Origin of the sequence: Klebsiella electrica, assembly GCF_006711645.1 — a bacterium.
Classification (GTDB): domain Bacteria; phylum Pseudomonadota; class Gammaproteobacteria; order Enterobacterales; family Enterobacteriaceae; genus Klebsiella; species Klebsiella electrica.
The window spans coordinates 2,174,454-2,191,869 of record NZ_CP041247.1 but is presented as its reverse complement, the minus strand read 5'-3'; the positions used below and the strand labels follow the sequence as shown (position 1 = coordinate 2,191,869).

The window sequence follows — 17,416 nt, the reverse complement described above, 5'->3', positions numbered from 1 at the left end:
GGCGGCGCCGGGCCGCATGGCACTTAGCGCAGAGAAATCGCCGTCGCCGGATGCGCACTCAGCCCGCACACCTGCAGCTTGAAATAGAATGAACACGTTCATATACGAAAAAAGCCTCCACAGTGGGAGGCTTTCTGGCGCTGTTTTCCGTTTCTTCTTTCACGCGCTAGCCTCCTGAGTTCAGGTGCTAAAGTAAAAAAAGAAGCGGAAAATAGCAGCATTCATGCTTGCATTACCTTGTCTGGTACGAGACGTAAGACCTGTATTGAAAAGCTTACGGCAATAAAAGTCAATGTATTGATGGTGTTGAAATGAAAAGAGGGAGACAAGCTCCCTCTTTCAACTGGCTTATGCCAGAGCTGCTTTCGCTTTTTCGACCAGCGCGGTGAACGCTAATTTGTCGAATACGGCGATGTCAGCCAGGATCTTACGGTCGATTTCAACAGAGGCTTTTTTCAGGCCGTTGATGAATTTGCTGTAAGAAATACCGTTCTGACGTGCTGCTGCGTTGATACGCGCAATCCACAGTTGACGGAACTGACGCTTTTTCTGACGACGGTCACGATAAGCGTACTGACCAGCTTTGATAACAGCCTGGAAGGCAACGCGGTATACGCGAGAACGCGCACCGTAGTAGCCTTTAGCTTGTTTCAAAATTTTCTTGTGACGTGCACGGGCAACTACACCACGTTTTACGCGAGCCATATGTGCTCTCCTGTATCTATTCTAATTAAAAAGTTTAAAAGGGTTAACGACTTATGCGTACGGCAGGCACGCGATTACCAGGCCCAGATCGCCTTTGGAAACCATGGCTTTCGGACGCAGGTGACGTTTACGCTTGGTAGCTTTTTTAGTCAGAATGTGACGCAGGTTAGCGTGCTTGTGCTTAAAACCACCTTTACCGGTTTTTTTGAAGCGCTTAGCAGCACCGCGTACGGTCTTAATTTTTGGCATTTTAATAACTTCCACTTCGCATTGTTAATAAACGAAACATAGGCGAACAACGCCAGTGTAGCCTGAAGGCGCCACAGGCGTTGCTACTTGAAGGCCTTACTGTTTCTTCTTAGGAGCGAGCACCATGATCATCTGGCGGCCTTCGATCTTCGATGGGAAGGATTCGACCACTGCCAGTTCACTCAGATCGTCACGGACGCGATTAAGCACTTCCATACCGATCTGCTGGTGAGCCATCTCACGACCGCGGAAACGCAGCGTGATCTTAGCTTTATCACCCTCTTCCAGAAAGCGAACCAGGCTGCGGAGTTTTACCTGGTAGTCGCCATCATCGGTGCCAGGACGGAATTTGATTTCCTTAACCTGGATAACTTTTTGCTTTTTCTTCTGTTCCTTAGAAGACTTGCTCTTTTCATAGAGGAATTTGCCGTAATCCATAATACGACAAACCGGCGGCTCGGCGTTAGGGCTGATTTCGACTAAGTCTACTCCGGCTTCTTCAGCTTTTTCCAGAGCTTCTCTCAGACTCACAATACCAAGCTGCTCGCCTTCCAGACCTGTTAAGCGAACTTCTTGCGCGCGAATTTCGCCATTAATACGATTCGGACGCGCCGTTTGAACTCGTTTTCCGCCTTTAATACCTTATTCCTCCAGTTGTTGAAGACTGCGGCTGCGAATCTCTTGTTGCAGCTTTTCGATCACTTCATTTACGTCCATGCTGCCGAGGTCTTTACCACGACGGGTACGCACGGCCACTTTGCCAGCTTCGACTTCTTTGTCGCCACAGACCAACATATACGGGACACGACGTAAAGTGTGCTCGCGGATTTTAAAGCCAATCTTCTCATTTCTCAAGTCCGCTTTTACCCGAATGCCCGCATTTTGTAGTTTACGAGTCAATTCGTTAACGTATTCAGACTGAGAATCGGTAATATTCATCACCACGACCTGCACCGGCGCAAGCCAGGTTGGGAAGAAGCCGGCAAACTCTTCGGTCAGGATGCCAATGAAGCGCTCCATAGACCCCAGAATTGCGCGGTGAATCATTACCGGTACCTGACGCTCGTTGTTTTCGCCCACATAAGAGGCGCTTAAACGCTGCGGCAAAGAGAAGTCCAGCTGTACCGTACCGCACTGCCATGCACGATCGAGGCAGTCATACAGAGTAAATTCAATTTTCGGACCGTAGAACGCGCCTTCACCCAGTTGATATTCAAACGGGATATTATTCTCTTCCAGCGCGACCGCCAGATCCGCCTCAGCACGATCCCAGGTCTCGTCGCTTCCGATACGTTTTTCCGGACGCGTTGAGAGTTTGACGACTATTTTCTCGAAGCCAAAGGTGCTGTACATATCGTAGACCATACGAATACAGGCGTTCACTTCCTCACGGACCTGCTCTTCTGTACAGAAGATGTGCGCATCATCCTGAGTAAAGCCACGTACGCGCATCAGACCATGCAGCGCGCCCGAAGGCTCGTTACGATGGCAGCTACCGAATTCCGCCATACGCAGCGGCAGATCGCGGTACGATTTCAGACCCTGGTTGAAGATCTGCACGTGACCCGGACAGTTCATCGGCTTGATGCAGTATTCACGGTTCTCAGAAGAGGTGGTGAACATCGCATCTTTGTAGTTGTCCCAGTGCCCGGTTTTTTCCCACAGCACGCGGTCCATCATGAACGGGCCTTTCACTTCCTGGTACTGGTACTCTTTCAGCTTGGAGCGCACGAACACTTCCAGCTCGCGGAAGATTGTCCAGCCGTCGTTATGCCAGAAGACCATGCCCGGCGCCTCTTCCTGCATATGATACAGGTCGAGCTGCTTGCCAATTTTGCGGTGGTCGCGTTTGGACGCTTCTTCCAGACGCAGCAGATGCGCGTTAAGCGCTTTTTTATCTGCCCACGCGGTACCGTAAATACGCTGCAGCATCTTGTTGTTGCTGTCGCCGCGCCAGTACGCGCCCGCGATTTTCATCAGTTTAAAGTGATGACAAAAACGCATGTTCGGCACGTGCGGTCCACGGCACATGTCAACGTACTCTTCATGATGATACAAGCCTGGCTTGTCATCATGGGCGATATTTTCATCAAGAATAGAAACCTTATAGGTCTCGCCGCGCTTCACGAAGGTTTCACGCGCTTCGTGCCAGCTGACTTTCTTCTTGATGACGTCATAATTCTTCTCGGCGAGCTCGTGCATACGTTTTTCGAGCGCGTCGATATCTTCCTGGGTCAGCGTATGATCGAGGTCAACGTCATAATAGAAGCCGTTATCGATAACCGGACCGATAGCCATCTTAGTGTTTGGCCACAGTTGCTTAATCGCATGACCAAGCAGATGCGCGCAGGAGTGACGAATGATCTCCAGACCGTCTTCATCTTTTGCAGTGATGATAGAGAGGGTGGCATCGTTTTCGATGGGGTCACAGGCGTCAACCAGCTCACCATTCACCCGTCCAGCGATCGTGGCTTTCGCCAGGCCCGGACCGATATCCAGAGCAACATCCAGCGGGCTGACGGCGTGGTCAAAATGGCGTTGGCTGCCATCAGGAAGCGTAATTACAGGCATTTTATGTCCTTATTTGCAGTGGTGCCCCACACGAAAGAGCACATACAAAAAAATATAATAATAATTATCAACAAGTTATAGCTCAGTTCCCGCTTCACTCTGCGAAATATGAGGACGCTCGTTTACCGAACCATTCCCACCTGCAGCCGCCTGTTGATAACACCGGCCCTTAGTTTACACATCATTAGTGCGTGTTAAAAGTCAGAACCGGATAAATGGTGGCGGTTATGAGTAAAACAAGGGGAGGACGGAAATCATCTGCTGAATATTCAGCCACGGGAACAACGCGGCGGACAAAAGACGGACAATAAAAGGAATGCCGCTCGCGCCACAATACGCACAGGGTAAAAAGAGCAAACAAGAGAAATCACTTTTGCCCGCAATTCAGGAAATAAACCGGTACAACGCTACCCGGTTTTATATTCCCTGAAAGGTCACCATATTATCGAGAAAATCAGGACCACTCGCCGGCCACAAGGGTATGGACATTAAATGCATCATCCATAGAGTGACCGGTTGATTGTGAACCGGGAGCAATATTCGACCCGGCTTCCACGTCGGTGGCCTTGGCAATACCGATCTGCGTGTGGTCGGTGTTGCCTGGCTGCGGGAGCGGATCGGCGGCTAACGCGCCAAAAGACAGGGTGCACAGCATCACAGTCGCAGTTGCGATTTTGCTATTTTTCATGATGGTGATTCTCTTATTTACTGAAGATTGTCGGGCAAAGAGCGCATCTTTGTCATTAGTCAACAGTATAGATCCCGATCACACTTTTGTTCGACTCAATATTTAGCTATTTGTGTCAAATTATCTGCAGAGTTGTCAGGGAAAAATGAATTATGAGGAAATTATGGAGTTATTTTCTTTTTATAAAAAACGAAACAAAAGACCAAAAATAATAATGCCACTGGTTGTTAATTTTAAAACAATCAGGCCGGTTTCCCGGCCTGAAATAAATTACATCTTATACCCTAAAGATAGCGTCGTGCGTCTGTCGGTATGATTCGGCGCCGATGATGGCGGTTCGGAGTTCCAGGTCAGGTTGTAGGCGACCCGCAGCGCAAAATGCGCATTGATAGCGACGTTCAGGGCACTTTCCGAGTTCAGTGTGGTGTCCTGGGCACCGAACACCGACACCCCTTGAGTGAACTTAGCGTTATCGGTCATCTGCCAGGCCCAGGTACCGGAAGCGTAGCCCAGCGGCTGGGTTTGATTATCGCCATCGGTATACTCGTCATAGCGCACGCCAGGACCAAATTCAAAGCGCAGGCTGTGGACCGGGCCGTTCAGAATCTGGCGACCATAACCTGCGGTTAAAACGTCGCGTTGTTGATAGCCATTATAGCGGTCAGTCAACCAGCTGGCCTGGCCAAACAAGTAGTTGCTGTCGGTCAGGTTGTAGCGACTACGACCGCCAATCGCGTATTTTTCGGAGGAGCGCTGATCGTTAGACGACGTGTTGCTGGCATTACCCCACAGCGACCATGCCGTCGTATCGCCGTACCAGGTCAACGTGGAATCCGCGGTCGCTGAAGAACTTTTCGTATTTCCGGACTGCGCCAGATAGCCGGCGTTAACAGCACCTTCGAAAGGTTTTTTGGCAGTGGAAGGGTCATCCATAACAGTAAAAACGGAATCATCGGCCAATGCGTGCGCCGACGCAAAGAGCCCCCCCGCCAGCAATGCCGCTGCGGGTACTGTCTTCAAAAGCTTCATTTAATTTAGAGTCCGTACAACAAAAAGAGAGACCCAGCTGGTCCCGGAAACTTTCGCAAGGATCGCTATACGCGTCATCCTTCAGGCGACTTCTTTGCTTGAGTCACTAAGACATCCCCCCACACAGCCTGAACTGTGCTTGCGTAGGATGGCTTCCCTCGCCGCCTCTTGAATGATTTCTGTATCTTGCAGGTCCAATGAAAGGCAGAGAATTATAAAAAAGCACGATTGACATAGCAATCAATTACTATTTCATTTTTTGAATAAGACAGCTCCTGGAACAATCTTTATTTCATAAAGATAAAAATAAAAAGTGCTTTACAAATCACGACCCGCAATCGCTTCCTCTTCCCGGGAAGAAGTGCCATGCTTAAAAACAGAACAGCTTAATCCGTATCATGGAGGACATTAGATGACTAAAATCTATACGCTAACGCTGGCTCCCTCGCTCGACAGCGCAACGCTGACGCCGCAAATGTACCCTGAAGGCAAACTCCGCTGTAGCGCGCCGATTTTCGAACCCGGCGGTGGCGGTATCAACGTCGCGCGGGCAATCACCTTTCTCGGCGGTAAAGCTACCGCCATTTATCCGGCCGGTGGCGCCACCGGCGAACACCTTACGGCGCTGCTCACCGCAGAACAGGTTCCGGTTGTGCCTGTCGAGGCGCACGACTGGACGCGGCAAAATCTGCATGTACACGTGGGCTCAAGCGGCGAACAGTACCGTTTCGTCATGCCTGGTGCCGCCTTAACGGAAGAAGAGTTCCGCCTTCTCGAAGAAAAAGTTCTGGCAATCGAAACCGGCTCATTGCTGGTCGTGAGCGGCAGCCTGCCCCCAGGCATCGACGTTAACAACCTGACCGGGTTAGTCAAAATCGCGCAGCGTCACGGGCTTCGCTGCATCATTGATAGTTCGGGCGAGGCGCTGGCCGCCGCTCTTGATGTCGGCAATATTGAACTCGTCAAGCCTAATCAGAAAGAGCTGAGTGCCCTGGTAGGGCGCGATCTGAGCCAGCCGGATGACGTTCGACACGCAGCGCAGGAGCTGATTCGTTCGGGTAAAGTCCGTCGGGTGGTGGTCTCACTCGGCCCACAGGGTGCGCTGGGCGTTGATGCCAGCGGCAGTGTACAGGTCGTGCCGCCGCCGATGAAAAGCCAAAGTACCGTTGGCGCCGGCGACAGCATGGTGGGCGCTATGACCCTGCGTCTGGCGGAAGATGCCAGTCTGGAGGATATGGTCCGCTTCGGCGTCGCCGCCGGTAGCGCCGCCACCATTAATCAGGGTACCCGCCTGTGCTCGTTGGAAAACACACAAAAAATCTACACTTATCTGTGCGGTCGCTAGTTCCCCCTTCCCTCTGCTGACGCAGAGGGAGTCGCCAAATCATCATCATGGTCTATGCTGAAAATTCCATGGATTACAACAGGGTGAAAAATGAGCACAGAAATTGTTACCCGCGTCGTCACGGTCAACTTTCAGGAAGAGACGCTGACCGAAATTAACGAGCTAAGTAATCATCTCACCCGCGCAGGATTTACTCTCGTGCTGAATGACGAAAACGGTAAGGTCCATGAACTGGGGACGAATACCTTTGGCCTGATTTCCGGGCAAAGCGCCGACGAGGTCAAAGCGCTTAGCGCCGGACTGGCGGAAACAGCGCTGGGCCGCCCCGTCGACGTTACCGTCACCACATTTGCGGAGTGGTTGAAAGCTCAATAAGTGCGATTCGCGCAGCGGAGCGCGCCAGTTGTGCGTCAGTTCGAATTTTACACCGGGGTTATGGGCTAACCTTATGAAATGGTGGAAAACAAGGGGAGAGACAGCATGTGGCAAGCTATCAGCACGTTGTTAAGCGACTGGCATACCGAAACCGCTGAAATCGAACTCCGCAACGAACTGCCCGGCGGCGAAATTCATGCGGCCTGGCACTTACGTTTCGGCGGACGGGACTACTTTGTTAAATGTGATGAGCGAGAACTGCTGCCTATCTTTACCGCTGAAGCAGATCAGCTCGAGCTGCTGTCGCGGAGTAAAACCGTTAGCGTTCCGCAGGTTTATGCTGTTGGCAGCGATCGCGACTACAGTTTCCTGGTCATGGAGTATCTGCCCCCTCGCCCGCTGGACGCGCACAACGCCTTCTTACTCGGTCAGCATATTGCGCACTTGCATCAGTGGAGCGATCAGCCGCAGTTTGGGCTGGATTTTGATAACGATCTTTCCACTACACCGCAGCCGAACGCCTGGCAACGCCGCTGGTCGACTTTTTTTGCCGAACAGCGTATCGGCTGGCAGCTGGAGCTGGCTGCCGAAAAAGGGCTCAACTTCGGTGACATCGACAGCATCGTCGATAATGTGCAGCAGCGCCTGAGCAATCACCAGCCTCAACCGTCACTGCTGCATGGGGATTTGTGGTCGGGAAATTGCGCGCTAGGACCAAACGGCCCCTACATTTTCGATCCCGCCTGTTACTGGGGAGACAGAGAGTGCGATCTGGCGATGCTGCCGCTGCACCCTGAACAGCCGCCGCAGATCTACGATGGCTACCAGTCGATATCGCCGCTGCCCGCTGACTTTCTTGAACGTCAGCCGGTTTATCAGCTCTACACGTTGTTAAACCGGGCGATTTTGTTCGGCGGCCAGCATCTGGTGACGGCGCAGAAAGCGCTGGATGCGGTCTTAACGGAAAAGGCCCCCTGAGGGGGCCTGATTACAACGCGGTTAGCTTATCTCAACGCCCTTCAGACGGAATTTGATCGTCATGGTGACGCCGGTTCCCGGCTTGCCCACTTCATAGCGCCATTTGCGCAGCGCGTTTCTCACATCCCGTTCAAACATATTGGCTGGCTGTGCGGAGAGAATTTCTATGTTATCCACGCGCCCATCCGGCGTGACATCAAACTTGACGCGAACAGAACCTTCGATGCGCAGCGCCTGTGCACGTGTCGGGTATGACGGCTGGTTGCGGCTCAGCGCTCGCGGGCCGCTCGGCGCGGTCTGGGTGGGTTTCGCCATGGCTGGCGCGGAGTTCGGCTGCGTACGCGCCGGCGCCGTATTGGTCGTTTCAAACGGTGAAGCCGCGCGCGTTTCCGCCGGTTTCACATCACGTTTCGGCTGTTCGACCTTCTTCTCTGGCTTCGGCTTCGGTTTAGGCTTCGGTTTAGGTTTGGCTTCGGGCTTGTGAATGACGACCGGCGCTTCTTTTGGCGGCTCGGGTTCCGGCACGACCTCCGGCTCAGGCTCCGGTTCAACAACGGGCTCCACTACCGGTTGTGCGGCCTGTGGCGGTTCAAGGTCTGCCGGTGCAACCATCGTAATTTCGATCGGTTGCGAGGGAGAGGGCTGTTCAATAACCTGATGTACCGAGGTATAAAGCAACCCCGCCACAACGGCACCGTGGATAGCCACGGACAGCAGCGTCGGCCACGGGAAGCGGCGAGGTAAATCAAGGGTCATTGCGCTCATAGTCGTTTCTGTTGAAAAATGATGCCTCGATTTTAAATGCAAATAGCAATCATATTCAATAAGCCTTGTTATCTTGCGTCAAAATTTGCCCCTTTTTGTCGGAAAAAATCCTGAAACACGGCATTTTAAGCCAGCGCGCATCTTTGCATTGCAGTCAACGGCGGATTCACTTAACGTGATTCGCCTGTTTATTGATAAGGAGCCTTGCCGTGCTTTACGTTATCTACGCTGAAGACATTGCCGATTCTCTGGAAAAGCGCTTGTCGGTACGTCCCGCCCACCTGGCACGTTTGCAGCTATTACAAGATGAAGGTCGCCTGTTGACCGCCGGTCCAATGCCTGCCGTCGACAGTAATGAACCTGGCGCCGCCGGGTTTACTGGTTCAACGGTCATTGCGGAATTCGAATCGCTGGAAGTCGCAAAAGCATGGGCAAATGATGACCCTTACATCGCGGCTGGCGTTTACCAGAACGTCTCCGTGAAGCCTTATAAGAAGGTATTTTAAAGCCCTGTATAACGCCGTGTGTATCAATAGCATGGCGTTATCAACTCTCTATCAGGCCGTAGTTAAGTCGATTTTATCGCGGTCGCAGGGTCTAAAAATCCTTTATCTATGCCCTGACTTTCACTTGCAGACCACAGGTGGCCCTGTGCCGACGCGTTGCCCAGTCACAAGCCGCGCAAAAAATTTTGCACGGTCTTATAGTTATTGTTCAATGACCAAAACATCGAAAATCCAGAGCGTTAGTTCAAATAGTCGATAGCACTGAATAGGTATCGATATTATAATCTTGTTGTCACTATTTTAATGTGCTTCCTACCATGCAACCATCGCTCGCTTCCAGACCACCTTCCCTTTTTTTACTTCTTTTGTAAACAGAAGTCGATTAAGCGCGAACAAAAAAACAACAGAAAAAACAAGTATTAAAATATATACGCCAATATCAACAGATGCCAGAAATGCGATGAAAGCTGCAACCAGCCCGATTATCAAGGACACGCAGGCAGATATCAGCTTAATTCTTCTACGCGCTTCTCTTGAAACATACCCTTTAATCTGGAATGCGTTGCAACTATGGCAATGGTCTTCAGTAATTAAATTAGCGCCGCAAAATGGGCATTTATTTTCACTTTTCATGATTTTTATTAACACTCAATGTAGTAGTAATCACCTTTCCATAACCGTCCCTGGCAAGCACTATCAATAACAGAAAAAACCTTATTTTTTTGCTCTATTGTTTCAACTCCCTCAACGATGACAAAGTCACAATACGATTTTATTTTCCCTAATATCGCTGTAAAATCATTATCGTTTTGAATCTCCCAAAAGTAATCCTTGTCTATTTTTATACATTCAAATTCAAATGATTCAATAACCTTTATGCTTGTCAGTCCTCGGCCAAAATCATCCAACCATACTGGACACAATGTGGACAGTTGCGTTAACTCAGCCATACAGCTCGGGTGCTTAAACTCGTGAAAATCCTCGTGGATCTCGACAGTAATATTTTTTTGCTTTTTTATGTAATCACTTACATATCTGTCGTTTAATATATAATCACTGATAAGGCTATCAACATTCAATGATACCGGCCTGTCATTTAAGAACAAAGGGTCGATTTCAGCAATTGTCAATAACTGCTTATTAAATACATCAATTATTTCCTTTTCGTTTAATGAACTGAAACAAAAAACCTTTTCATTAGGCAGATCATCATTGAAATTCTTTTTATTTACTTTCTTCGTTAGAATTTCCCAAGAGTGAACAGAACCATCTTTTTTGTAAGATGGCTCTAAAACAAAGCTATAGGATTCTATTTCCATCTTGTTCTTTATCATTAAAAAACACCGGAACTAGGCTGTGTCCTTTAATTGCATAATTTTTTGTAAAACAGTCTAATGCAACCCAGTTTCACCATCGCCAGATAATTCCTCGCCGTTTTGTCGTAACGCGTGGCAATGCGACGGTATTCTTTCAGACAGCCAAAACACCGCTCAACAACGTTGCGATTACGATAAGCATCACGATCAAGCTGTGAACGACCATCTGCTGCCATTTTTTCATTAGATTTCCGCGGGATAACCACTTTTATCCCTTTTCGTTTCAGCTCATTGCGAAGCGCATGTCCTGAGTAGGCTTTGTCAGCCAGCACCGCATAACCACGACGTTTCATGCTGCCGTTCTGGCGCTGAACACCAATTCCGTCCAGAAGGCGTAATGCGAACTGGCTTTCGTGAGCCTGTCCGGGACTCAGCACGATATTTAACGGGAGACCGCCTGCATCCGTCGCCATATGGATTTTGGTGCCAAAACCACCGCGAGAGCGACCCAGCCCATGATCTCCGGCGATATCGGGATGTTTTTTTGCGCGCCGGCGGCGCACCTGAGTGCCCGGATATTGCTGCCATCCAGCGCAGTAGCTGACCAGTCAACGAGGCCGTGAGCATCAAGAGAAGAAAGCAACCTGTTGAAAATAATATTAATCACACCCGACTTAGACCACCGGTTAAAGCGGTTATATACGGTTTTCCATGGGCCGTATCGTTCAGGTAAATCACGCCATGGGGCACCAGAGCACAACACCCAGAACATGCCATTGATGATCATACGATGCTCCGCCCATGGGCGTCCGGCCCGTGGTGTTGCAGGTTGAGCGGGCAGTAAAGGCTGGATGATATCCCATGCTTCATCGGGAAGGTCGTAGCGGGCCATAGTTCAATATGTTGTAGAAACAGATGGTTACTATAGCTCAGACGATTAAGGGACACAGCCTAGGAATAATCCTAATCCTGTCACAAATAAAAATAAAAGAGAAATAGTTTAAAATGATCGATAAAGATTGAACGATTTGTGAAAACTATCACAATGCAATAATCGATCGGTCATTTGAATTGATGGGGTTTTATGGCAATAAGAGAAACACGATTTCATTATCATGGATAATGAAATCAACTGGTTACAACCAACCAGTTGACCGGCAAATTCCTGACAACATTCGCTGTTTGTATCAGTGTTCTTTAGAAAAAGGCATGGCTGTTACCAGTTTTGCTCATTAATAATCCTTAATGTTTATATTTTATCTAGTTAAGAGATGGCTAATTACATTATTTTTTATTACTTTTCATGCAAAATCCATTTTTGCCATTACGCTTAACCTCATAAAGCATTTCATCCGCTTCCTTAATCCAGCTAATAATTGACGTTTTGTTTTTAGCACATGAAATACCGATACTGACAGTACAAGAAATATCTTTATGAGAAGGTAAGGAAAGGACCTCGATTCGTTCCTGAATTGCATGAACCATCGCTAAAACAAGCTGATCATTACTGTTGTTAACAATAACCGCTAACTCATCCCCACCAAATCTTGCAGGAATATCCTGCGCACCTGCACACTCTCTTAGTATTGTTGATATGCGAGATAATACTGCATCACCTACTTCATGACCGTAGGTATCGTTGATGTATTTAAAATTATCCACATCAATGAGAAGAAGATATGACAATATGCGTTTTTTTCGCGTCGCCCTGAAAGCCCCTTCCATTTTTTGCTCAAAAAACCGACGATTGGGAAGGTCTAATCCTGGATCCATAAGCGCTTGTTTTTCCAGTAACTCTCTCCTTTTTCTCAATTTTATAGATAGCCGTCTCGAAACAACACTCAAGAGTATGGGATAACATGTAACCAGCGGCAAAGAGAACCATACCGTCCTCGTGCTAAATTCAGTCGTATAATTAAAATCATTCAACAACCATATTAGTGTAAAACTGAGGAGCATACATAATAACGCTGGTTTTAAAATCCTCCAGCCACCCGCGGCATAACGATCTGCTATTTGAATTGAGACAATGAATATTGATGGAATCGGACTCACTTGCATTACTGCAATCCACATACCAGCCCAACACGAATCAAGTATCATGTTCTTTTTTTCAGTATTGAGCATGTCCTTCGACATAATACTGGCAATGTAAGCAATGGATGGCCAGGTCAGCGCATTCAGAATCAGCAAGGCAATTGTTATTTTATGATGTGATTGTTCTTCAAGCACTGAATATATAGGAATGAAACAAAGTATGACCCCTACCTGACGCAGAAGATACACTCGTTTAATAAAGGATGCATTTCTGTCAGAAATGTATTTTTCATCAGGAAAGTTTTTTAACATGGTGTATCCATTATGAATTACTTAGCGTCGGCCATCCAGTTAACCCTCTAAATTCCAAGGTGAAAACTTGCATAACGATTTTAAAATTATAATATGAACGTGCAATTTACAAGGTCTCATATCAATGAATAATAAACATACTGATAATCAGATTTGGTATCGGTGTTTATTTTATACTTTCTTATACCTGTGCTTATCAAACAAAAACCTCTTTTCGTAGTGTTAGTTGCCAGGAAATCAAAGCCGTACAACATTAAACTCTGTTAATTTACCAATTTTGGTAGGAGTGATAAAAAAACAGCATAACATACGACCAGTACAGCCCCACCTGCAGTTATCTATCCTTTACTACAAATTATTTTGTTATGGACACAGCAACATTGCCATGAACGATTTCCCCGGAGTCCCTCTGCCAGGGGTTTTATCGTCGCATTGCGCCGGGGACTATTTGTCAATCGTCTTCCCCTGCTCCGATCGCATCTGCAACCGGCTCTTTTGCGGCGGCCTGCGGCCCTGGCCGACCCGGCGTCCGGAGCGACAGCGCATCCCCGGACGCAACTGCGGATATTCACCGGGAATTAGCCAGAGCTGCGCTGGAGGTAGCCGCGCCATCTGACTGAATGTTTGATGCGGAATTCCAGTCTTTGCCGATCAGCGCGCTATCTGATTGCCCGGATGAGGAGCTGATTGTCTCATCCTGGGGTGACAATGTTGAGCCATCAATGGCTTCATTCGTGCCAGCACCATCCGGTGTCGTGCTTGACCATTGTCCATCGCTGGAATAGGTATCCAACCCATTAATCTCATTTGGGATGCTGTCAGATGTTGTCCCGTCATCATTAACGCAGACCTGGCCTCCCATATTGTTAGGTTCGCAGTCAGAGGCATAAGTTACCTCAGTCATTGAAATCAGGATGACCCCGGCAAATAACAAACCTTTTAATTTCATTATGATATCCAGCGAATCAACGAAAGTACATCTTAACTATATGATTTAACAGGAAGCATCGTGGTTAAATTATGTGTTTTTTTGTAAGGTGGTTTGAATCAGCGCAATATCGGGTTGCGCGTATGGGTGATGGCATGAATCCTGAACCTGGCCATTTTTCCCATGGCGTATCTGCGGGGGATTTTTTAACTGATGACAATCTGCCCTGATAACAGGTTTTCAGCGTTGAATAATCGCTTGATTTTTTCTGCTGTTGGCCGATTAACCACCGCCCTCACCCAGGCTCCTGAAGCGGGCCGTTAAACCCGCCACCCATCGCCTGGTCCTGAGGTCCCTGCAACGTAACCGGGGTAGAGCAAGTGATGATGGAAGACAGGGCCAGGGATGAAGGTAACGCTTCGTTTTGGTCAGCAATTCTTCTACACTGCGGGCGGTGTTTTGCGACCGTCCGGCAGCAAAACAACAGAGGCACCGTAAAAGGTGCCTTTTAGATCAGTACTCAGTGAGGACAAACAGCAGGGAACTACGTTGTCGTTTCACCAGTTCCTTCCTGATGGAGAGGATGCGCATGTTGCGGCGCGATTGGGCTTCCAGCCAGCGGGACTTGCGGCGACTCACCTGTCTTAGCATGCGCCAGCGCCCTACTTCCGTTCTACTACGCTTCATTGCTACTACTCTACAAGTGAAAAACAGACCACATTATAGACCCATGAATCTGGCTAACCAACGCTTTCGCTGCGTTTTTATTTGCCAGATGGATGTTGATGCGTAAACTCATGACATAGAGTTATTCAAAAGGATTTTTCATCTATGACAACCTTTTACACGGTGGTGAACTGGCTGGTCATCCTCGGTTACTGGTTACTCATCGCCGGTGTAACGTTACGTATTCTGATGAAACGGCGCGCCGTACCTTCAGCAATGGCGTGGTTGCTGATTATCTACATTCTTCCGCTGGTCGGTATTATTGCCTATCTCTCATTTGGCGAACTGCATCTGGGCAAACGTCGTGCGGAGCGGGCCCGGGCGATGTGGCCCTCGACCGCCAAATGGCTTAACGATCTCAAAGCCTGCAAACATATTTTTGCCGAGGATAACAGCCCGGTCGCCGCATCGCTGTTTAAGCTCTGCGAACGCCGTCAGGGGATCGCCGGTGTAAAGGGCAATCAGCTGCAGCTCCTGACCGAGTCTGATGACGTGATGCAGGCGCTGATGCGCGATATCCAGCTGGCGCGGCACAATATAGAGATGGTGTTCTACATCTGGCAACCCGGCGGCATGGCCGATAAGGTCGCGGAATCGCTGATGGCCGCGGCACGGCGCGGCGTCCACTGCCGGCTGATGCTCGATTCCGCCGGCAGCGTCGCCTTTTTCCGCAGCCCGTGGGCCGCCATGATGCGTAACGCCGGTATCGAGGTTGTTGAAGCGCTGAAGGTTAACCTGATGCGTGTTTTTCTGCGCCGCATGGATTTACGCCAGCACCGCAAAATGGTGATGATTGATAACTATATTGCCTATACCGGCAGTATGAACATGGTCGACCCGCGCTTCTTTAAACAGGATTCTGGCGTCGGTCAGTGGATTGACCTGATGGCGCGTATGGAAGGCCCGGTCGCCACGGCAATGGGCATCGTCTACTCCTGCGACTGGGAGATTGAAACCGGCAAGCGTATTTTACCGCCGCCGCCGGATCTCAATATTATGCCCTTTGAAGAAGCCAGCGGGCACACGATTCATACCATTGCCTCTGGCCCCGGTTTCCCGGAAGACCTGATTCATCAGGCGCTACTCACCGCTGCCTATTCCGCCAAAGAATATCTGATAATGACCACCCCTTACTTCGTGCCCAGCGACGATCTGCTGCATGCGATCTGTACCGCGGCGCAACGCGGGGTCGACGTCAGCATTATCCTGCCGCGTAAGAATGATTCGCTGCTGGTTGGCTGGGCCAGCCGGGCCTTCTTCACCGAGCTGCTGGCGGCCGGAGTTAAAATTTATCAGTTTGAAGGCGGCCTGCTGCATACCAAAAGCGTTCTGGTCGACGGCGAGCTCAGCCTGGTCGGTACCGTGAATCTCGATATGCGCAGTCTGTGGCTTAATTTCGAAATCACGCTGGTCATTGACGACGTCGGATTCGGCGGCGATCTGGCCGCCGTTCAGGACGATTATATTTCTCGTTCGCGCCTGCTGGACGCCCGGCAGTGGTTAAAACGACCGCTCTGGCAGCGGATCACCGAGCGACTGTTTTACTTCTTCAGTCCGTTGCTGTAAAACGTGCCAATCAGATGTTGAATGGGTAGCAATCATGGATATGGATTTAAACAATCGCCTGACCGAAGACGAGACGCTTGAACAAGCTTATGACATCTTCCTGGAGCTGGCTGTCGACAACCTCGATCCGGCGGATGTCATTCTGTTTAACCTGCAGTTTGAAGAACGCGGCGGCGCCGAGCTGTTCGACCCCGCGCCGGACTGGGAAGAGCATGTCGATTACGACCTTAACCCGGACTTTTTCGCCGAAGTCGTGATTGGTCTTGCCGATACCGATGGCGGTGAAATTAACGATATCTTCGCGCGCGTTCTGCTGTGCCGCGAAAAGGACCACAAGCTGTGCCATATTCTGTGGCGTGAATAAACAACGCCCTCACTGAAGCAATAAAAAACGGCAGACGGTCGCCACACCGCCTGCCGTTTTATTTTTCTCCGCGACGATGACTATTTCGGCAGTTCACTCCCGCAGGCGTTGCAGAAACGCGCATTTTCATCATGCGCGGCGTGCTGACAGTTTGAACACGCGCGTGCACGGCGATGTTGCCATGCGCTGGTCATATGCGTGGTGATAAGCCCTGTCGGAATGGCGATAATGGAATAGCCGATTAAGATCAGAATCGAGGCCAGAATTCTGCCGATCGGCGTATGCGGCGTAATATCGCCATACCCTACCGTCGTAATGGTCACAATTGCCCAATAGACCGATGCATTTAAGGTGGTAAACCCGTATTGCGGCCCCTCAATCAGGTACATCAGCGATCCAAAGATAACCATCACGATGGCAATAAAGGAATAAAAGAGGATCAGCTGATGGCGGGCGCTGACGATAGCCGCCCAGAAAATATTCAATGACGGCATAAAACGCAGCAGCTTAAGAATACGCAAGCAGCGAATCGCCCGCATCGCCCGCCACGCAAAGACATAATTGAGGCCCATTTCCGGCCACATCCACATCACATACATCGGCAGGATAGTGGCTAAATCGATCACCCCCCAAAAGCTGAAAATATAGCTGAAGGGTTTTGGCCAGCTGATAATACGCAGGAAATACTCGAGGGTAAAAACAACGGTGACAAACAGCTCCAGCCAGACAAAAATATGCCACTCATCAAACGTCAGGTGATATTGCGTGCCCAGACCGGACTCAATAAAAATCACCAGCACGCTCAACAGCGCAAAAAGACCGCACAGACCTTCAAATCGTCGTCCGGAAAGACGGGTTTGATCGAAGAGCAGATGATACAGCCGCTGGCGAGCGGCGTGAAAATTAACAACCACGTTTAACCTCGCAAAAAAAGGGCTGACCTGCGTCAGCCCCAG

General features: G+C 49.5%; 21 protein-coding genes and 1 other annotated feature. Of the genes, 6 read left to right on the top strand and 15 right to left on the bottom strand.

The genetic code is table 11. The features are described from left to right. Positions 1–104: 104 nt before the first annotated feature. Positions 105–230: a sequence feature (Phe leader region), on the bottom strand. From pheM to Electrica_RS10350, 7 genes are all read right to left on the bottom strand, one after another. Next, positions 181–225 carry a pheST operon leader peptide PheM gene (pheM, locus tag Electrica_RS28405; RefSeq protein ID WP_001386830.1) on the bottom strand — a complete coding sequence of 15 codons (45 nt, stop codon included), beginning with the start codon at positions 223–225 and terminating at the stop codon, positions 181–183. (Overlaps the previous feature by 45 nt.) Positions 231–348: 118 nt before the next feature. Then, a complete protein-coding gene (gene rplT / locus Electrica_RS10375; RefSeq protein WP_004102963.1) occupies positions 349–705 on the bottom strand; it encodes a 50S ribosomal protein L20 in 357 nt (118 codons plus the stop codon). A gap of 51 nt (positions 706–756) precedes the next feature. After that, positions 757–954, bottom strand: coding sequence for a 50S ribosomal protein L35 (gene rpmI, locus Electrica_RS10370; RefSeq protein WP_001124225.1), 198 nt, complete (start codon positions 952–954; stop codon positions 757–759). 96 nt (positions 955–1,050) lie between these two features. Beyond that, on the bottom strand, positions 1,051–1,593 hold the full coding sequence (infC, locus tag Electrica_RS10365; protein ID WP_049267827.1) for a translation initiation factor IF-3: 543 nt from the start codon (positions 1,591–1,593) through the stop codon (positions 1,051–1,053). 3 nt (positions 1,594–1,596) lie between these two features. Next, positions 1,597–3,525, bottom strand: a complete 1,929-nt coding sequence (gene thrS, locus Electrica_RS10360) for a threonine--tRNA ligase (protein ID WP_100683558.1) — start codon at positions 3,523–3,525, stop codon at positions 1,597–1,599. A gap of 454 nt (positions 3,526–3,979) precedes the next feature. Then, positions 3,980–4,213 (bottom strand): YdgH/BhsA/McbA family protein, encoded by a 234-nt coding sequence (locus Electrica_RS10355; protein WP_142255869.1) that lies wholly within the window; start codon positions 4,211–4,213, stop codon positions 3,980–3,982. A 270-nt stretch (positions 4,214–4,483) separates the two neighbouring features. Further along, positions 4,484–5,242 (bottom strand): DUF481 domain-containing protein, encoded by a 759-nt coding sequence (locus Electrica_RS10350; RefSeq protein ID WP_131047900.1) that lies wholly within the window; start codon positions 5,240–5,242, stop codon positions 4,484–4,486. Positions 5,243–5,654: 412 nt separating this feature from the next. Between Electrica_RS10350 and pfkB the strand changes: the two genes are divergently transcribed. From pfkB to Electrica_RS10335, 3 genes are all read left to right on the top strand, one after another. Next, on the top strand, positions 5,655–6,587 hold the full coding sequence (gene pfkB, locus Electrica_RS10345; protein WP_141964418.1) for a 6-phosphofructokinase II: 933 nt from the start codon (positions 5,655–5,657) through the stop codon (positions 6,585–6,587). Positions 6,588–6,677: 90 nt separating this feature from the next. After that, entirely contained in the window at positions 6,678–6,962 is a 285-nt protein-coding gene (ghoS, locus tag Electrica_RS10340; RefSeq protein WP_131047899.1) for a type V toxin-antitoxin system endoribonuclease antitoxin GhoS, read from the top strand. Positions 6,963–7,067: 105 nt separating this feature from the next. Beyond that, positions 7,068–7,940, top strand: a complete 873-nt coding sequence (locus Electrica_RS10335) for a fructosamine kinase family protein (protein ID WP_100683553.1) — start codon at positions 7,068–7,070, stop codon at positions 7,938–7,940. Positions 7,941–7,961: 21 nt separating this feature from the next. Here Electrica_RS10335 and tonB read toward each other — a convergent pair whose 3' ends face one another. Further along, on the bottom strand, positions 7,962–8,705 hold the full coding sequence (gene tonB / locus Electrica_RS10330) for a TonB system transport protein TonB (protein WP_141964417.1): 744 nt from the start codon (positions 8,703–8,705) through the stop codon (positions 7,962–7,964). A gap of 209 nt (positions 8,706–8,914) precedes the next feature. Between tonB and Electrica_RS10325 the strand changes: the two genes are divergently transcribed. Continuing rightward, a complete protein-coding gene (locus tag Electrica_RS10325; protein ID WP_004863379.1) occupies positions 8,915–9,211 on the top strand; it encodes a YciI family protein in 297 nt (98 codons plus the stop codon). 312 nt (positions 9,212–9,523) lie between these two features. On the opposite strand, the gene Electrica_RS10320 is transcribed toward Electrica_RS10325, so the two are convergent. The 6 genes from Electrica_RS10320 to Electrica_RS10295 all read right to left on the bottom strand — a co-directional run bounded on the left by Electrica_RS10320 (position 9,524) and on the right by Electrica_RS10295 (position 14,491). Beyond that, positions 9,524–9,844 carry a hypothetical protein gene (locus Electrica_RS10320; RefSeq protein WP_202395492.1) on the bottom strand — a complete coding sequence of 107 codons (321 nt, stop codon included), beginning with the start codon at positions 9,842–9,844 and terminating at the stop codon, positions 9,524–9,526. Positions 9,845–9,852: 8 nt separating this feature from the next. Then, positions 9,853–10,545, bottom strand: a complete 693-nt coding sequence (locus Electrica_RS10315; protein ID WP_141964416.1) for an EAL domain-containing protein — start codon at positions 10,543–10,545, stop codon at positions 9,853–9,855. 29 nt (positions 10,546–10,574) lie between these two features. Further along, positions 10,575–11,419 (bottom strand): IS5 family transposase gene (locus tag Electrica_RS10310; protein WP_141963343.1). Its coding sequence is split into 2 segments (ribosomal slippage): positions 10,575–11,074 and positions 11,074–11,419, totalling 846 coding nucleotides; the frame shifts between segments, so codons are not numbered across the junction. A gap of 392 nt (positions 11,420–11,811) precedes the next feature. After that, the gene (locus Electrica_RS10305) at positions 11,812–12,876 is read right to left on the bottom strand and encodes a sensor domain-containing diguanylate cyclase (protein ID WP_141964415.1); all 1,065 of its coding nucleotides are present in this window, start codon (positions 12,874–12,876) and stop codon (positions 11,812–11,814) included. A 568-nt stretch (positions 12,877–13,444) separates the two neighbouring features. Then, positions 13,445–13,825 (bottom strand): RND transporter, encoded by a 381-nt coding sequence (locus Electrica_RS10300; protein ID WP_131047895.1) that lies wholly within the window; start codon positions 13,823–13,825, stop codon positions 13,445–13,447. Positions 13,826–14,317: 492 nt separating this feature from the next. Continuing rightward, a complete protein-coding gene (locus tag Electrica_RS10295; RefSeq protein ID WP_131047894.1) occupies positions 14,318–14,491 on the bottom strand; it encodes a YciY family protein in 174 nt (57 codons plus the stop codon). Between the two features lie 144 nt (positions 14,492–14,635). Here Electrica_RS10295 and cls point away from each other — a divergent pair, with 144 nt between their 5' ends. Beyond that, entirely contained in the window at positions 14,636–16,096 is a 1,461-nt protein-coding gene (gene cls / locus Electrica_RS10290; RefSeq protein ID WP_100682461.1) for a cardiolipin synthase, read from the top strand. 34 nt (positions 16,097–16,130) lie between these two features. Then, on the top strand, positions 16,131–16,460 hold the full coding sequence (locus Electrica_RS10285; protein ID WP_100682460.1) for an HI1450 family dsDNA-mimic protein: 330 nt from the start codon (positions 16,131–16,133) through the stop codon (positions 16,458–16,460). 80 nt (positions 16,461–16,540) lie between these two features. Here the strand turns inward: Electrica_RS10285 and Electrica_RS10280 are convergent, their stop codons facing one another. Then, complete coding sequence (locus tag Electrica_RS10280) at positions 16,541–17,374, bottom strand: ion transporter (RefSeq protein WP_100682459.1); 834 nt, start codon at positions 17,372–17,374, stop codon at positions 16,541–16,543. Positions 17,375–17,416: the final 42 nt, after the last annotated feature.

Coding starts and splice junctions, on each gene's coding strand:
- rplT (WP_004102963.1), bottom strand. CDS start 705: ATGGCTCGCGTAAAACGTGGTGTAGTTGCCCGTGCACGTCACAAGAAA.
- rpmI (WP_001124225.1), bottom strand. CDS start 954: ATGCCAAAAATTAAGACCGTACGCGGTGCTGCTAAGCGCTTCAAAAAA.
- thrS (WP_100683558.1), bottom strand. CDS start 3,525: ATGCCTGTAATTACGCTTCCTGATGGCAGCCAACGCCATTTTGACCAC.
- Electrica_RS10355 (WP_142255869.1), bottom strand. CDS start 4,213: ATGAAAAATAGCAAAATCGCAACTGCGACTGTGATGCTGTGCACCCTG.
- Electrica_RS10350 (WP_131047900.1), bottom strand. CDS start 5,242: ATGAAGCTTTTGAAGACAGTACCCGCAGCGGCATTGCTGGCGGGGGGG.
- pfkB (WP_141964418.1), top strand. CDS start 5,655: ATGACTAAAATCTATACGCTAACGCTGGCTCCCTCGCTCGACAGCGCA.
- ghoS (WP_131047899.1), top strand. CDS start 6,678: ATGAGCACAGAAATTGTTACCCGCGTCGTCACGGTCAACTTTCAGGAA.
- Electrica_RS10335 (WP_100683553.1), top strand. CDS start 7,068: ATGTGGCAAGCTATCAGCACGTTGTTAAGCGACTGGCATACCGAAACC.
- tonB (WP_141964417.1), bottom strand. CDS start 8,705: ATGAGCGCAATGACCCTTGATTTACCTCGCCGCTTCCCGTGGCCGACG.
- Electrica_RS10320 (WP_202395492.1), bottom strand. CDS start 9,844: ATGAAAAGTGAAAATAAATGCCCATTTTGCGGCGCTAATTTAATTACT.
- Electrica_RS10315 (WP_141964416.1), bottom strand. CDS start 10,545: ATGATAAAGAACAAGATGGAAATAGAATCCTATAGCTTTGTTTTAGAG.
- Electrica_RS10305 (WP_141964415.1), bottom strand. CDS start 12,876: ATGTTAAAAAACTTTCCTGATGAAAAATACATTTCTGACAGAAATGCA.
- Electrica_RS10300 (WP_131047895.1), bottom strand. CDS start 13,825: ATGAAATTAAAAGGTTTGTTATTTGCCGGGGTCATCCTGATTTCAATG.
- Electrica_RS10295 (WP_131047894.1), bottom strand. CDS start 14,491: ATGAAGCGTAGTAGAACGGAAGTAGGGCGCTGGCGCATGCTAAGACAG.
- cls (WP_100682461.1), top strand. CDS start 14,636: ATGACAACCTTTTACACGGTGGTGAACTGGCTGGTCATCCTCGGTTAC.
- Electrica_RS10285 (WP_100682460.1), top strand. CDS start 16,131: ATGGATATGGATTTAAACAATCGCCTGACCGAAGACGAGACGCTTGAA.